Origin of the sequence: Enterococcus sp. DIV0236 (assembly GCF_050558525.1) — a bacterium.
In the GTDB taxonomy this organism is placed as follows: Bacteria; Bacillota; Bacilli; order Lactobacillales; family Enterococcaceae; genus Enterococcus; species Enterococcus faecalis.
Map to the genome: position 1 here is coordinate 662,459 of NZ_CP187891.1, position 14,289 is coordinate 676,747.

The window sequence follows — 14,289 nt, forward strand, 5'->3', positions numbered from 1 at the left end:
ATGATTTATAGGAAATGATTCCAAAAGTTTCTCTTGTTCCAAAAAAAGAGATTGCTTAACCTAAGATAGTTTACCTAAAAATAAGGCACAAGTAAAATGGTTCCGTTGGTTTTTCCAAAAAATTAATAACAATTTAATAAGAAAGAACCGACAGAACCAGTTATTCGGCTATTTTTTTAAAATTTTCTTAGGTAATCACCAAACCAAGGGCACTTGCCAAATAAATGGCTTGTTCAGGGGTGACTTTAAGACCTGATAAATAGTTTGGTGAGAAAGTCAAGCGTTCAAAGGTGTTTTGGGAAAAATCCAATCCTTTTAAAGAAGTATTTAGCCAATTACTTTCGGTTAAATCGCAAGCTTCTAGCAGGAGTTTCTTCCAGGTGACCTCGAAAAATTCACTTTCGACTAAACGTGTCTGATTAAAGTGAACAAGATTAAAATTTGCAAAACGAAAAGAAGCATAATCGGCTTTGCAATCCTCAAATAGACAATCTTTTAAATAGCTATCTGCAAAATTCGTTCCTGTCAAATTGCAACGAAGGAAAGTCACTCGATGAAAACTGCCAGACAGCCATTCGACGTTAGAAAAATCGCAAGCTTCAAAACGCACATTACTACAATCAAAAGAAGCAAACTGGCCATTTGCTAATGAAAGATGATCGAAAACAGCATCCCGAAAGACTAAGTTACGAACTTCTTGATTCGGTAAATCAATCTGCTGATACAAATGATTTTCTAAGATTGCCTCATCTTCTAATTGACAGTTCGTTAATAGAGGAAGTTGTTCTGGCAAATTTGGTGGCAAGGGATAAGTTATTTTCATAAAACGCCTCTTTCTTCTTGTTGATTTTCAAAGGTTTCATCAATTGAGTAGGCCCGATTATAGAAACGTAGCGCAGTTGTGAAAACATAAGCGCCGGCAAAACCAAGTAAACTACCTAACACAATCCCGACTAATCGATAGTTTAAAAGATTACTAATGACTTGCTGTCGTGCAAGATTTGATAATAATAAGGACATCGGGGTAATAAAAAAGCTGGCAATCGCATAGTTTCTGTTAATGAATCCTTCAAAAGCTGCATACAGAATACTAATGATACCGATTGTTTGTAAAGGTGTAAAGGGAATCATTAATAAAATTGCAGAAAGCAACAAACCAAGACTCGTACCTAGAATCCGTTGAACATTTCGCTGCATCACAGAATGTAAATTTTCCCCTTGTAAAATGGCTGCGCAAGTAAACGTCATCCAATAGGCGTTGACTAAATGAAGCGATTGGCTTAAATAAGCCGCTAAAAATAAAATGGCCGCATAATGCAAAGCATCTAATAAAGAAGCGGGATCGATATAAAGTCGTTCTTGAAGAGAGATCCGTTTTTGAAAAACGTAGGGGCGCTTGTCGATGAAATGAAGCACAATGCCCATGATAATGCCGGTCACTACTCCTAAAAGAACAAAACTGGCCATGATGGGAATCTTATGTAAAGGAAAATTGTTGCTTGTTCCCATTGCGGTTGACATGATAACTAACAAAGCACCAGGCTTCTCAATGCCATACAATCTAAAAAGTAAGCGTGCAAGAAAAGCGACGATGGCAATTGTAATGGGAATCAACCAAGGTACATGGTGACTTAGCATTCCTAAGCTGTTGCCCAGAACAATAAAAAAGCCAACAATATTCAGTCTGCGCAATAATTGGGGCAAAGGAAGCGGCTGATAATAAATAAACGTATAAATGCCCATCGAGCCAAAGGTCCCAATGAGTAAATTATTGGAAAAATAACCAATTAATAATGGAATTGCCATACAAATTGCGACACCAACTAACCGAAATAATTCGTCATTTGCTTTATCAATAGCAAACAAATCCTTTAAAAACGTAGAATTCTTCATATTTTGTCACTCCTTTACTTCCTAATTTACCATAATGTTTAGAAAACTGACAAAAGAATTGCAATAAAAGACAGGAAGAAAAAGAGTGATTTCTGATAGGAAGAGAAGAAAAATTAAAAAAAGTTAACATTTTGACTTGCAATTTTAATATGAAAAATGTAAGATATATTCCATAGCAATAAATAATTATTAAATTCTGATTTTTCAGAAAATACAGATTGTATTATTTTAGGAGGCAACACTATGAAATTGAAAAAGTCATTAACATTCGGTGTGATTACATTATTTAGCGTAACAACTTTAGCGGCTTGTGGAGGCGGCGGAACGTCAGATAGCTCAAGCGCGTCTGGTGGCGGTAAGGCAAGTGGCGAACAAGTTTTACGTGTCACAGAACAACAAGAAATGCCAACAGCTGATTTATCACTAGCAACAGACAGAATTAGTTTTATTGCATTAAATAATGTATATGAAGGAATTTATCGTTTAGACAAAGATAACAAAGTCCAACCTGCAGGTGCAGCGGAAAAAGCAGAAGTTTCTGAAGATGGACTAACATACAAAATTAAATTAAATAAAGATGCAAAATGGTCAGACGGTAAACCAGTGACTGCTAATGACTATGTTTACGGATGGCAACGAACAGTTGATCCAGCGACAGCTTCTGAATATGCTTATCTGTATGCCTCTGTAAAAAATGGTGATGCCATTGCTAAAGGGGAAAAAGATAAATCAGAATTAGGAATTAAAGCAGTCAGTGATACAGAATTAGAAATCACTTTAGAAAAAGCAACACCATACTTTGATTACTTATTAGCTTTCCCATCGTTCTTCCCACAACGTCAAGATATTGTGGAAAAATATGGTAAAAATTATGCATCAAACAGCGAAAGTGCTGTCTACAATGGTCCATTCGTCTTAGACGGCTTTGATGGTCCTGGTACAGATACAAAATGGTCATTCAAGAAAAACGATCAATATTGGGATAAAGACACAGTGAAACTGGACTCAGTAGATGTGAATGTCGTGAAAGAATCACCAACTGCGTTGAACTTGTTCCAAGATGGACAAACAGACGATGTCGTTCTTTCTGGTGAATTAGCCCAACAAATGGCCAATGACCCAGCTTTTGTTAGTCAAAAAGAAGCATCAACACAATATATGGAACTAAATCAACGTGATGAAAAATCACCATTTAGAAATGCGAACTTACGTAAAGCAATTTCTTACTCAATCGACCGTAAAGCGTTAGTTGAATCAATCTTAGGGGATGGTTCTATCGAGCCAAACGGTTTAGTACCAGCAGATATGGCAAAAGACCCAAGTGGCGGCAAAGACTTTGCTAAAGAAGCAGGTAGTCAAATTGAATATGATACGAAAAAAGCTAAAGAATACTGGGAAAAAGCGAAAAAAGAATTGGGGATTTCAACCTTAACAATGGATATTCTTTCTTCAGATGCAGATTCTTCTAAGAAAACAGTTGAATTTGTTCAAGGGTCAATTCAAGATGCTTTAGATGGTGTGAAGGTAACGGTTAGTCCGGTTCCATTCTCTGTTCGTTTAGATCGTTCAAACAAAGGCGACTTTGATGCAGTAATCGGTGGTTGGAGTGCTGACTATGCTGATCCAAGTAGTTTCTTAGACTTATTTGCTTCAGATAACTCATATAACCGTGGACGTTATAACAATCCAGAGTTTGACAAGTTCGTGAAAGCTGCAAGTAGTGCAGATGCGACAGATCCTGAAAAACGTTGGGATGATATGTTAAATGCAGAGAAAACGATTATGGGAGACATGGGTGTGGTACCATTATTCCAAAAATCAGAAGCGCATTTACGTGCTGAAAAAGTCAAAGATGTCGCAGTTCATCCTGCTGGCGCAACGTATGACTACAAATGGGCATACATTTCAGAATAACCTGACAAAAGATCGATAGCAAACAAAAAAGGACCTTTGCCATGGAATAAAAGGCAACGGTCCTCTTGCTATCTTGTCTTAGACCAAGTAAAATAGTAGAAAGCCTAAAGACAGAATCAGTAAGATGCCCCCAGTTTTTAGCCAGAAAGAGCGATGTGCATCGCCAATGACTGAAAGCGGGATAAACTCTTTCGGTTCATTTTTCTTTTTAAAACGAAACGCGTTTTTCATTGAGCGCTGAAAGTTATCGAAAAAGCCAGAGGACATAATCCATAAAGCAATGCCGATAATTAAAAAGAAAAGCGAAACGATAAAGAAGGTATCTGATAATGAGGAGGTAGTGATAGGTTCTTTACTTATTAATAAGTAAAGAAAAATGCCGATACTGGAAATAACGGCTGTAATAATTGGCCATTTAAAAGTTTTCATGTGTTCACCCTATCTATTATTGTGGTCTATCTAGTCATTACTTTAACGAAAATAACTGAGGAAGTCAAAAAAATCTCGGAGGTGTCATTATTGAATAGTTTTGGAAAATATTTTCTTAAACGGATCTTTTTCATGATTATCACTTTGTGGTTAATCGCAACGATTACGTTTTTCTTAATGCAATTATTACCAGGTACGCCTTATACCAACCAAGAAAAACTTAGTCCAGAAACAATCGCTATGTTGAATAAACAATCTGGCTTAGATAAACCAGTGATTGTTCAATACGGAATTTACTTAAAGAACCTGGTAACGGGAGACTTTGGTATTTCATTCCAATTTAAAAACCAACCTGTTGCTAAGTTATTAGCTGGTCGAATTGGACCATCCCTTCAACTGGGTGGACAAGCGATTATCTTTGGTACGTTAGTCGGTATTTTATTGGGGATTATCGCAGCGATGCGTCAAAATACTTGGGTAGATACGTTGGCAACATTGTTAGCCATTTTAGGTCGTTCTATTCCAAACTTTGTTTTCGCGGTATTATTACAATACATTTTTGCAATGAAATTAAGAATCTTACCAATTGCTATGTGGAATGGTTTTGCCTACACAATCTTGCCAACTATTGCCTTGGCAATGAGTCCAATGGCCGATTCGGCTAGGTTTATTCGAACCGAGATGGTAGAGGTCTTGCATAGTGATTATGTCGAATTAGCCAAAGCAAAAGGCTTGAGTCGCTGGCAAGTTGCATTCCGCCACGGGTTAAGAAACAGTTTAATTCCATTGATTACCTTATTAGGACCTTTAGCCGTTGGTTTAATGACAGGTTCTTTAGTAGTAGAAAATATTTTTGCCATCCCTGGAATTGGGGAACAGTTTGTAAAATCAATTATGACAAACGACTATCCAACAATTATGGCAGTAACTATTTTGTATTCAACAATGTTAGTTGTTGTAATTCTGATTGTTGACTTACTTTATGGTTTAATTGATCCAAGAATTCGCGTATCAGGAGGTGCAAAAGGCTAATGGAAACAGTCAATAAAAATAATCTACCACAAGCGATTAAAGATATTCCGGCAGATGAGTTTCAGCCTCTAAACACTTCAACTCTAAAAGAAAGAGAGCGTATTGCCACACCGTCTTTAAGTTTCTTACAAGACTCGTGGCGTCGTTTGAAAAAGAATAAAGCTGCAGTTATCTCAATGAGTTTCTTAGCAGTTATTATCTTTATCTCTATTATTACCATTTGGGTTTCACCACATAACCCAACGAAACAAAATGTTTCTTACATTAACTTACCACCACGAATTCCTGGCTTGGAAAGCGTGAATGGTTTAAATGGTAAAACAACAGTTGCTGGTCAATTAGTTGATAAATATGCACAAGCAAACGTTCCAGATAACGTAAACTTTTATCTAGGAACAGATGGTTTAGGTCGTGATGTCCTAAGTCGTTTATTTATGGGAACACGTATTTCCTTATTAATTGCGTTTATCGCGGCAATTCTAGATATTACGATTGGGGTAACGTATGGACTGATTTCCGGGTTAGTCGGCGGTCGTGTCGATACAGTGATGCAACGTATTTTAGAAGTTCTTTCTGGTATTCCTAACTTAGTTGTTATGATCTTGATGCTAACAGTCTTTGATCCAGGGATTGTTTCGATTGTTTTAGCCATGGTTATTACAAACTGGATATCAATGGCCAGGATTGTGCGAGCCCAGACCATGAAACTAAAAGACCAAGAGTTTGTCATGGCAGCAGAAACATTGGGCGAATCTCGTTGGAAAATTGCTATTAAACATATTTTACCGAATATCTCAAGTGTCATTATTGTCCAAATGATGTTCAGTATCCCATCGGCAATTTTCTTTGAAGCGTTCCTAAGTTTTATTGGGTTAGGCTTACGTCCACCAACCGCATCTTTAGGAACCTTGTTAAACGAAGGATACAAAACTTTCCGTTTCCTTCCATATTTAATGTGGATTCCAGCGGCAACACTTTCAGTTATCATGATTTGTTTCAACTTGTTAGCTGATGGTTTACGTGACGCATTTGATCCTAAGATGAAAGAGTAAGAGTGGTGAATGACTATGGAAAAAGTATTAGAAGTTAAAGACTTAAGAATCTCCTTTGATACATTTGCAGGTAAAGTCAACGCCATTCGTGGTGTGAGTTTTGATCTTTATAAAGGTGAAACGTTAGCCATCGTAGGTGAATCAGGGAGTGGTAAATCTGTTACAACCCGCAGTATTATGCGTTTGTTGAGCAGTAATGCCAATATTGATAACGGGGAAATTTTGTTTAAAGGGCAAGATATTGTTCATAAAACAGAAAAACAAATGCAAGCCATTCGTGGTAAAGAAATCGCAATGATTTTCCAAGATCCGATGACTTCATTAGACCCAACGATGCCAATTGGCAAACAAGTGGCGGAATCATTAATCAAACATAATAAAGTCTCAAAAAAAGAAGGCTTAGCGCAAGCATTAGAATTACTAAAATTAGTCGGCATTCCTAATGCTGAAAAACGTTTGAAAAACTATCCACACCAATTTTCTGGTGGACAACGTCAACGGATTGTCATTGCAATTGCTTTAATTTGTTATCCAGAAGTTCTAATTGCAGATGAACCAACTACAGCGTTGGATGTAACCATCCAAGCACAAATTTTAGAGTTATTAAAAGATTTACAAGAAAAAATTAGCACTTCGATTATTTTCATTACCCATGATTTAGGGGTAGTAGCAAACGTGGCTGACCGTGTCGCTGTCATGTACGGTGGACGTCTGGTTGAAGTGGGAACAGCAGAAGAAATTTTCTATAATCCACAACATCCATATACTTGGGGACTTTTAGGGTCAATGCCAACGATGGAAGGAACAGAAGACAAACTTTATGCGATTCCAGGTTCACCTCCAGATTTATTAGATCCACCAACTGGAGATGCCTTCTATCCACGGAATGAGTTTGCTTTAAAAATTGATACAGAAAAAGAACCACCTTATTTTGAAGTATCACCAACCCACAAAGCAGCAACGTGGTTATTAGCACCACAAGCACCAAAAGTTACGCCTCCAGCAGAGATTGTTCGTCGTTGGGCAATTTATGCAGAGCGTCAAAAAAATCCAGGAGGTAGTAATTAATGGCAGAAGAGAAAAAAGTCCTATTAGAAGTCACTGGTTTGAAACAGTATTTCAATGTTGGTCGTAAAGACGAAGTAAAAGCCATTGATGACATTAGTTTTCATATTTTTGAAGGCGAAACCTTTGGATTAGTTGGCGAATCAGGAAGTGGAAAATCAACAACTGGTCGCAGTGTCATTCGTTTATATGATCCAACTGCTGGTGAAATTCTTTTCGATGGAAAAGACATTAGCAAAATTAAATCAAAAGCGGACATGCAAGCATTCCGTCGCGATGTTCAAATGATCTTCCAAGATCCATATGCTTCATTGAATCCAAGAATGAAAGTCAATGATATTATTGCTGAAGGAATCGATGTCAATGGATTAGCTAAAACACCAAAAGAGCGGGAAGAAAAAGTCAACGAACTTTTAAAAACGGTGGGATTAAATCCAAGTCACAGTACGCGTTATCCTCATGAGTTTTCTGGTGGGCAACGTCAACGGATTGGGATTGCTCGTGCTTTAGCGGTTAATCCACGTTTCATTATCTGTGATGAGCCGATTTCGGCTTTGGATGTGTCGATTCAAGCCCAAGTAGTAAACTTATTACAAGATTTACAAAAAGAACAAGGCTTAACTTACTTGTTTATCGCACATGACTTATCGATGGTAAAACATATCAGTGACCGAATTGGCGTAATGCACAGTGGGAAATTATTGGAAATGGGCACAAGTGATGATGTCTATAATTTTGGCGTTCATCCTTATACAGAAAGTTTGCTTTCTGCGATTCCATTACCAGATCCAGACTATGAACGCACACGTAAACGGATCGTTTACCAGCCTGCAGCGGCAGATGGGAAAGATCGTGAGCTCCGTGAAATTCTCAATGGACACTATGTTTATTGTGCTGAAGACGAAGTTGCAATGTACCGTGAAAAAATTGAAGAGAAGAAAAGAAAAGCTGGTTTATAACCAGCTTCTTTTCTAACTATCTTGGTAGGGTGGTTATGAGATGAAGGCTCTGAAAGCTTATAAATACAGACTTTATCCAACCTCAAAACAAGAAGAGTTTATTCAAAAAACATTTTCTTGTGTTCGCTTGGTGTATAATCTAATGTTACAAGACCGGATTGATATCTACAAAGAGATGCGAAAAAATCCTCAACAAACGTTTAAAATGCCAACGCCAGCTAAATATAAGAAACAATACCCTGTCCTCAGAGAAGTTGATAGTTTAGCCTTGGCAAATGCACAAGTTTATTTGGATCGAGCCTTTAAAAATTTTTATCGGGAAAAAGGGATGGGCTTTCCAAAAAAGAAAAAGAAAGAAACGGTGCATTCCTACACTACGAACAATCAACATGGCACGGTCAAAATTTTGGATAATCGTTATTTGAAAGTACCTAAATTGAAATCTTTAATTAAAATGAAGGTACACCGCCAACCGCTGGGGGAGATAAAATCTGTAACTATTTCTATGAGTGCGAGTCACAATTATTATGTTTCCATTTTGTGTGAAGCGCCGATTGAAACGAAAACAAAGCAACAAAAAATGGTGGGAATTTGTAGCAGTAGGGAAAAATTTGCGCTGCTTTCGAATGGTGAAAGCTTCGAAAAAAGCTATTGTTCAAAGCATTTAAAGCAAAAACTACGTCAAGAAGAACGAAAATTAAACAAGCGTAAAATGATTGCTTTAGAAAAAGGTGTCGATCTTTCGCAAGCAAAAAATTATCAAAAACAAAAAATAAAAGTCGCAAAAATTCGCGAAAAAATAGCCAACCAACGAACGGATATTTTAAACAAAATTACAACGGAATTGGTTTCAAGTTACGATGTTATTTGTATTGAAAAAGCCCATCACAGTAGTGAGCGGCCACCAAAACATGATCGTTCTGAACTGGCTTGGTCTTTATTTTTAGCTAAACTGTTGTATAAAGCACAATGGTATGGCAAAGAACTCATTTGTATTGAGTCAGAGGAGATAGAAACAGAGTTGTCTTTTTCTGAAAGTACAGAAAATTCAGAGTATCTTAGAAGCCAAAAAATCTTAGAACGTGGCTTGTCTAAACGAGAAACCTTATAAATAGAAGAACTGTAGGGACTACAGGGATCGCCTAGGGGATAGAAAATGTACACCATGTGTTGAACCATTTGTTTCTAGGAAGTCACATTGAGACAGTCCACTAATTATTAATGATCAAAATACGAATTCAAACGAATCTAGTGCTAGATTCGTTTTTTTTGAGGAAATATATTGACAACTAGGATAAACTAAGGTAAACTAGTGAAGTTGAGAAATGAAAGCAGAAGCACCCGCTTCTCGCCTTAGTTGAGTATATCGCTGGGCTAGATAAAGTATTCCTTATTTTTTTAAGTAAGGCAGACTGTTGGCGGGTTCTGGATAGGAACCTGTTTTTTTATTGCATTTAGCAAACAAAGCAGACTTCCGTTAGGATTTTCTCTTAAAAATTTTGGAGGTGAATGACCATAGCAAAGGATATGATGGTTAACGACGGCATTCGTGCACGCGAGTTACGTTTGATCGGACAAGATGGTGAACAATTAGGTGTAAAAACCAAAGCAGAAGCATTACAAATCGCTGAATCTGCAAACTTGGATTTAGTACTTGTAGCGCCAGGAGCGAAACCACCAGTTGCGCGAATTATGGATTATGGAAAATTCCGTTTCGAACAACAAAAGAAAGAGCGTGAAGCTCGCAAGAAACAAAAAGTGATCAACGTCAAAGAAGTTCGTTTAAGTCCAACAATTGACGTAAATGACTTCAATACAAAACTTCGTAATGCGCGTAAGTTCTTAGAAAAAGGAGACAAAGTGAAAGCTTCTATCCGTTTCAAAGGCCGTGCCATTACCCATAAAGAGATTGGTCAGAAAGTTCTTGATCGCTTAGCTGAAGAAACTGCGGACATCGCCACAGTGGAACAAAAAGCGAAAATGGACGGACGCAGCATGTTTCTAACGCTGGCACCGAAAAACGACAAGTAAACGAAGAGACCGAGCATTCGGACTTTTGGTAATTTCTACAAGAAGGATATTCGACAGTTGTGACTGTTAGAGTCTTTCACTTGAAGCAAAGATTTTGAGGAGGAAAATTAGTCATGCCAAAACAAAAAACACACCGCGGATTAGCAAAACGTGTAAAACGTACTGGTGGAGGCGGCTTAAAACGTGGCCGTGCCTTTACATCTCACCGTTTCCACGGTAAAACTAAAAAACAACGCCGTCAATTGCGTAAAGCAAGCATGGTTGCAAAAGGCGATTACAAACGTATCCGCCAACAATTAGCAAGAATGAAATAAAACAACTCGGTGACTTTTAGATTACCGTCAAGAGAAACAAGATATTAGGAGGAATTCAACATGGCACGTGTTAAAGGTGGAACAGTAACCCGTAAACGTCGTAAAAAAGTCCTTAAGTTAGCGAAAGGCTACTACGGATCAAAACATACTTTATTTAAATCAGCAAAAGAACAAGTAATGAACTCTTATTACTATGCATTCAGAGACCGTCGTCAAAAGAAACGTGACTTCCGTAAATTATGGATTGCACGTATCAACGCGGCAGCTCGCATGAATGGCTTAAGCTATTCTAAATTAATGCACGGTTTGAAATTGGCAGAGATTGATATCAACCGCAAAATGTTAGCTGACTTAGCCGTTAACGATGCAGCAGCATTTACAGCGTTAGCTGAACAAGCAAAAGACGCTTTAAGCAAATAAGCTTAAACAATCTTTCACACCCTACTCCTTGAGTAGGGTGTTTTTTTTAATAACTCCGTTGGTAACTTTCATCTATAAATGAAAAAACTTGTGAGAGCGGAATTTCTTCAGAAAGACTTAACCAATGCTCTTTATTCATATGATAGGCAGGAAAATAGCCAGGTTGGTTCTTTAATAAGGCAATCAATTCAGGCGCAAATTTAACGGTTAAAATAGTGAGCTGCTTATTCTCGGTAGCGCCGAGCAGTTGTGCATCCAGTGGCATAATTAAAGCAAACCATTTTGCATTTCTAGGATGACGAAAGACGAGATAGTCTGGGTGTTTTTTAAAAGGAAAATCGGGCGTTATCTGATAACGTTCTTGGATATAGGCGCTAATAGTTTCTTGAAAAGTCATAGGTTTCTTCCTTTCGTTAAGGCTAGGCATATCTATTTACATCATAGCAAAAATTACATAAAATTACTTCGTTCAAAGGAATGGGAGGAGGGAGCAGATGACATTAATTTCAACAATTTTAGTAACCTTGGTGGCTGTAGAATTTTTCTACATTATGTATTTAGAAACGATTGTACCAACATCTGAGACAACAAGCCGTGTTTTTAAAATGGATAAGCAAGAGTTACAAAGAAAATCAGTGACTACATTGTTTAAAAATCAAGGAATCTATAATGGACTAATCGGTGCAGGACTTATTTATAGTGTCTATTTTGCGCAAGCAACGATGGAGATGACAAAATTTTTATTGATTTATATTATTTTAGTGGCGGCGTACGGTAGCTTAACTAGTGATAAAAAAATCATTTTAACACAAGGCGGTTTAGCTATCGTGGCTTTGATTAGTTTACTCGTTTAGCCATCAGAGTTAATAGAGAGAGACAGTCAAATCGACAGAAAAAACACGGTTGATTTGACTATTTTTTATGGAATTGAGAGAGACAAAATGTGGTATACTTTGTTTATTAGATAGGGAGGAATTAAAAATGCTGAACCAAAAAGAAGTAAAAAAAACCGATTATCCTCAATTAATTTCTCTATGGCGTTCTTCAGTAGAAGCTACCCATTTGTTTTTGAGTCAGGCAGATATTGATAAAATCGAAGTGGTTTTACCTGATTATTTTCAACAAGTTCAATTAAGTATGTGGTTAAATGAAGAACAGAAATGTGTGGGCTTTAGTGGAACAAATCAACAAACGTTGGAAATGTTATTTATTGACCCAGTCTATTTTCGTAAAGGCTATGGTGGAGAAATTATCAAAAAGTTAATAGAGCAAGAATCAATTATCTTTGTTGATGCTAATAAACAAAATGAAGGGGCAGTGAAGTTCTATCAATCTCAAGGGTTTCAAGTAATTGGTGAATCAAAGGAAGATCCTCAAGGAAATCCGTTTCCTATTTTACATATGAAACGGATATAGAAAAGAAGGGAGAAGCCATGCGAGTAATCGTTACAGAATACCAACCAGCCTGGGTGGAACAGTTTGAAGAAGAAGCCCAAGCGTTGAAACAGATTCTAAAGGAAAATTGTCTTAAAGTTGAACATATCGGTAGCACATCTGTGCCTAATTTAGCAGCCAAACCAATTATTGATTTTTTGATCATTGTTGAAGAAATTGAAAAAGTAGACCTGTTACAAGGGGAATTTGAAAGAATTGGTTATGAATATATGGGGGAATTTGGGCTATCAGGACGTCGTTATTTACGAAAAGGCCCGATAAAAAGAACACATCATGTGCATATTTATCAGTTTGACAATACGCAAGAAATTTTGCGCCATCTTGCTTTTCGAAATTATTTACGAGAAAATCCGTCAATTGCTACAACCTATGGTACATTAAAAAAGCAATTGGCCCAAGCACACCCCGATAGCATTGATAAATATATGGATGGCAAAGATGCGTTCATTAAGAAAATAGAAAAAGAAGCGTTGAAGAAATATTGGGAAAATAAAAAAAGTTGCTAAAGCTAGCAACTTTTTTTTGGTTCTTTTTTGAAAAAATGATAAAGAAGACCACTTAAAAGAACACCTAGAATAATTCCAATCGCTAAATTATGCGTATAGACGATCACACCCACTGTCACGAGTAAAATAACAATTTCAGTAATTTCAAAAGTTCGGAAAAGCTGTAAACTTTCCCAATCAAAGGTGTCGACTGCCACTGTCATCATGATCCCAATCAATGCAGCTGTAGGAATGGCTACCATCACGGATTTAAAAACAAAAATGAATAGAAGGAGGGTAATACCTGAAATCAAAGTAGAAAGCCGTTTTCGTCCCCCTGATTTAACATTAATGACCGCTTGCCCGATCATCGCACAGCCAGCTTGGCCACCAAAAAAGCCGGTAATTATATTAGCGAATCCTTGCGCCTTAACTTCTCGTTGGCTATCACTTTGGCTCGTTGTCATTTTGTCCACAATGGGGATCGTCAATAAAGATTCAATTAACCCGACCATTGCTAAGGCAACAGAACTAGGTAAAATAATCCACAACGTTTCTAAGTTGACGGGTACATTAGGCCAACGGATTGCTGGATGAAACTGGCTCATTTCACCAAGATCACCTACCGTTTGTAAATGACCTTTTAAAAAATAGGACAGGATAGTCATGAATAAAATAACAATTAAAGCAGGAGGCACAATTGTAATAAACTTAGGTAATAGATAAATAAGTAAGATACTACAGATAATCATGCCGTAGGACCACAGTGTTTGATGAGGCAATTGTTGTACTTGCGCCATGAAAATTAAAATGGCTAACGCATTGACGAATCCGTACATCACTGTCTTGGGAATAAAGCGCATCAATTTGTGGATACCTAAATAACCTAAAATAAATTGTAGAAAGCCTGTTAAAATAGTCGCAGCAAGCATGTATGACAAACCATGTGCTTGAATTAAGCCTGCAAGGACTAAGGCCATTGAGCCAGCAGACGCCGAAACCATTGCCGGACGGCCGCCCGTAAAAGTAATCACAAGTAAAGTAACAGCTGAAGCAAACACTGCAGAAAGCGGGTGAACACCAGCAATAATCGCAAACCCGATTACTTCTGGTAAAATGGCGACAGAAGAAACGAGACCGGCAAAGAGATCATTTCGTTCATTGCCTAACCATTCGCTTTTTTTAATACTAAATAACATCGAAAAACTCCTTTAAGTTAATAAAACCTTATTCATAATAG

The 14,289-nt window shown here is 37.4% G+C and carries 17 protein-coding genes and 1 other annotated feature; of the genes, 12 read left to right on the plus strand and 5 right to left on the minus strand.

Annotated features, from left to right (window positions below; all coding sequences use genetic code 11):
* Positions 1–187: 187 nt before the first annotated feature.
* Together IGK27_RS03180 and IGK27_RS03185 are read right to left on the minus strand one after the other, a co-directional pair.
* Entirely contained in the window at positions 188–823 is a 636-nt protein-coding gene (locus IGK27_RS03180) for a pentapeptide repeat-containing protein (RefSeq protein ID WP_002355781.1), read from the minus strand.
* Positions 820–1,893: an FUSC family protein gene (locus IGK27_RS03185; protein ID WP_033626498.1), complete on the minus strand. Its 1,074-nt coding sequence runs from the start codon at positions 1,891–1,893 to the stop codon at positions 820–822. The genes IGK27_RS03180 and IGK27_RS03185 overlap by 4 nt, the downstream gene beginning before the upstream one ends.
* A 243-nt stretch (positions 1,894–2,136) precedes the next feature.
* Here IGK27_RS03185 and opp1A point away from each other — a divergent pair, with 243 nt between their 5' ends.
* A complete protein-coding gene (gene opp1A / locus IGK27_RS03190) occupies positions 2,137–3,807 on the plus strand; it encodes an oligopeptide ABC transporter substrate-binding protein Opp1A (protein ID WP_002381303.1) in 1,671 nt (556 codons plus the stop codon).
* Positions 3,808–3,885: 78 nt separating this feature from the next.
* Here opp1A and IGK27_RS03195 read toward each other — a convergent pair whose 3' ends face one another.
* Complete coding sequence (locus IGK27_RS03195; protein WP_002355784.1) at positions 3,886–4,236, minus strand: DUF3899 domain-containing protein; 351 nt, start codon at positions 4,234–4,236, stop codon at positions 3,886–3,888.
* A 90-nt stretch (positions 4,237–4,326) separates the two neighbouring features.
* Between IGK27_RS03195 and opp1B the strand changes: the two genes are divergently transcribed.
* The 8 genes from opp1B to rplT all read left to right on the plus strand — a co-directional run bounded on the left by opp1B (position 4,327) and on the right by rplT (position 11,109).
* Positions 4,327–5,268 (plus strand): oligopeptide ABC transporter permease Opp1B, encoded by a 942-nt coding sequence (gene opp1B / locus IGK27_RS03200; RefSeq protein WP_002381304.1) that lies wholly within the window; start codon positions 4,327–4,329, stop codon positions 5,266–5,268.
* Positions 5,268–6,320: an oligopeptide ABC transporter permease Opp1C gene (gene opp1C / locus IGK27_RS03205; protein ID WP_002355787.1), complete on the plus strand. Its 1,053-nt coding sequence runs from the start codon at positions 5,268–5,270 to the stop codon at positions 6,318–6,320. Before opp1B ends, opp1C begins: the two co-directional genes overlap by 1 nt.
* Before the next feature lie 9 nt (positions 6,321–6,329).
* The gene (opp1D, locus tag IGK27_RS03210) at positions 6,330–7,388 is read left to right on the plus strand and encodes an oligopeptide ABC transporter ATP-binding protein Opp1D (RefSeq protein ID WP_002355794.1); all 1,059 of its coding nucleotides are present in this window, start codon (positions 6,330–6,332) and stop codon (positions 7,386–7,388) included.
* On the plus strand, positions 7,388–8,344 hold the full coding sequence (gene opp1F / locus IGK27_RS03215; protein WP_002361357.1) for an oligopeptide ABC transporter ATP-binding protein Opp1F: 957 nt from the start codon (positions 7,388–7,390) through the stop codon (positions 8,342–8,344). Before opp1D ends, opp1F begins: the two co-directional genes overlap by 1 nt.
* Before the next feature lie 40 nt (positions 8,345–8,384).
* A complete protein-coding gene (locus IGK27_RS03220) occupies positions 8,385–9,455 on the plus strand; it encodes an RNA-guided endonuclease TnpB family protein (RefSeq protein WP_033596027.1) in 1,071 nt (356 codons plus the stop codon).
* Between the two features lie 212 nt (positions 9,456–9,667).
* Positions 9,668–9,799 (plus strand) — a sequence feature (ribosomal protein L20 leader region).
* Between the two features lie 54 nt (positions 9,800–9,853).
* Positions 9,854–10,375, plus strand: coding sequence for a translation initiation factor IF-3 (infC, locus tag IGK27_RS03225; RefSeq protein ID WP_002355797.1), 522 nt, complete (start codon positions 9,854–9,856; stop codon positions 10,373–10,375).
* A gap of 113 nt (positions 10,376–10,488) precedes the next feature.
* Positions 10,489–10,689, plus strand: a complete 201-nt coding sequence (gene rpmI / locus IGK27_RS03230) for a 50S ribosomal protein L35 (RefSeq protein WP_002355798.1) — start codon at positions 10,489–10,491, stop codon at positions 10,687–10,689.
* Between the two features lie 60 nt (positions 10,690–10,749).
* Positions 10,750–11,109, plus strand: a complete 360-nt coding sequence (gene rplT, locus IGK27_RS03235; protein WP_002355799.1) for a 50S ribosomal protein L20 — start codon at positions 10,750–10,752, stop codon at positions 11,107–11,109.
* A 46-nt stretch (positions 11,110–11,155) separates the two neighbouring features.
* Here rplT and IGK27_RS03240 read toward each other — a convergent pair whose 3' ends face one another.
* Positions 11,156–11,536: an MmcQ/YjbR family DNA-binding protein gene (locus IGK27_RS03240; RefSeq protein ID WP_002386182.1), complete on the minus strand. Its 381-nt coding sequence runs from the start codon at positions 11,534–11,536 to the stop codon at positions 11,156–11,158.
* Between the two features lie 67 nt (positions 11,537–11,603).
* Between IGK27_RS03240 and IGK27_RS03245 the strand changes: the two genes are divergently transcribed.
* From IGK27_RS03245 to IGK27_RS03255, 3 genes are all read left to right on the plus strand, one after another.
* Entirely contained in the window at positions 11,604–11,963 is a 360-nt protein-coding gene (locus tag IGK27_RS03245; RefSeq protein WP_002358829.1) for a DUF1304 domain-containing protein, read from the plus strand.
* Positions 11,964–12,030: 67 nt separating this feature from the next.
* Entirely contained in the window at positions 12,031–12,525 is a 495-nt protein-coding gene (locus IGK27_RS03250; protein WP_002370719.1) for a GNAT family N-acetyltransferase, read from the plus strand.
* Between the two features lie 17 nt (positions 12,526–12,542).
* Positions 12,543–13,070, plus strand: a complete 528-nt coding sequence (locus IGK27_RS03255; RefSeq protein WP_002394324.1) for a GrpB family protein — start codon at positions 12,543–12,545, stop codon at positions 13,068–13,070.
* A 2-nt stretch (positions 13,071–13,072) separates the two neighbouring features.
* Here the strand turns inward: IGK27_RS03255 and IGK27_RS03260 are convergent, their stop codons facing one another.
* On the minus strand, positions 13,073–14,248 hold the full coding sequence (locus IGK27_RS03260) for a SulP family inorganic anion transporter (protein ID WP_002409048.1): 1,176 nt from the start codon (positions 14,246–14,248) through the stop codon (positions 13,073–13,075).
* Positions 14,249–14,289: the final 41 nt, after the last annotated feature.

Bases quoted from the DNA above. Each gene is read 5' to 3' on its own strand.
- opp1C (WP_002355787.1), top strand. From the start codon at position 5,268: ATGGAAACAGTCAATAAAAATAATCTACCACAAGCGATTAAAGATATT.
- rplT (WP_002355799.1), top strand. From the start codon at position 10,750: ATGGCACGTGTTAAAGGTGGAACAGTAACCCGTAAACGTCGTAAAAAA.
- IGK27_RS03180 (WP_002355781.1), bottom strand. From the start codon at position 823: ATGAAAATAACTTATCCCTTGCCACCAAATTTGCCAGAACAACTTCCT.
- IGK27_RS03195 (WP_002355784.1), bottom strand. From the start codon at position 4,236: ATGAAAACTTTTAAATGGCCAATTATTACAGCCGTTATTTCCAGTATC.
- IGK27_RS03220 (WP_033596027.1), top strand. From the start codon at position 8,385: ATGAAGGCTCTGAAAGCTTATAAATACAGACTTTATCCAACCTCAAAA.
- IGK27_RS03240 (WP_002386182.1), bottom strand. From the start codon at position 11,536: ATGCCTAGCCTTAACGAAAGGAAGAAACCTATGACTTTTCAAGAAACT.
- IGK27_RS03185 (WP_033626498.1), bottom strand. From the start codon at position 1,893: ATGAAGAATTCTACGTTTTTAAAGGATTTGTTTGCTATTGATAAAGCA.
- rpmI (WP_002355798.1), top strand. From the start codon at position 10,489: ATGCCAAAACAAAAAACACACCGCGGATTAGCAAAACGTGTAAAACGT.
- opp1D (WP_002355794.1), top strand. From the start codon at position 6,330: ATGACTATGGAAAAAGTATTAGAAGTTAAAGACTTAAGAATCTCCTTT.
- opp1A (WP_002381303.1), top strand. From the start codon at position 2,137: ATGAAATTGAAAAAGTCATTAACATTCGGTGTGATTACATTATTTAGC.
- IGK27_RS03250 (WP_002370719.1), top strand. From the start codon at position 12,031: ATGGAATTGAGAGAGACAAAATGTGGTATACTTTGTTTATTAGATAGG.
- IGK27_RS03255 (WP_002394324.1), top strand. From the start codon at position 12,543: ATGCGAGTAATCGTTACAGAATACCAACCAGCCTGGGTGGAACAGTTT.
- opp1F (WP_002361357.1), top strand. From the start codon at position 7,388: ATGGCAGAAGAGAAAAAAGTCCTATTAGAAGTCACTGGTTTGAAACAG.
- IGK27_RS03245 (WP_002358829.1), top strand. From the start codon at position 11,604: ATGACATTAATTTCAACAATTTTAGTAACCTTGGTGGCTGTAGAATTT.
- IGK27_RS03260 (WP_002409048.1), bottom strand. From the start codon at position 14,248: ATGTTATTTAGTATTAAAAAAAGCGAATGGTTAGGCAATGAACGAAAT.
- infC (WP_002355797.1), top strand. From the start codon at position 9,854: ATGACCATAGCAAAGGATATGATGGTTAACGACGGCATTCGTGCACGC.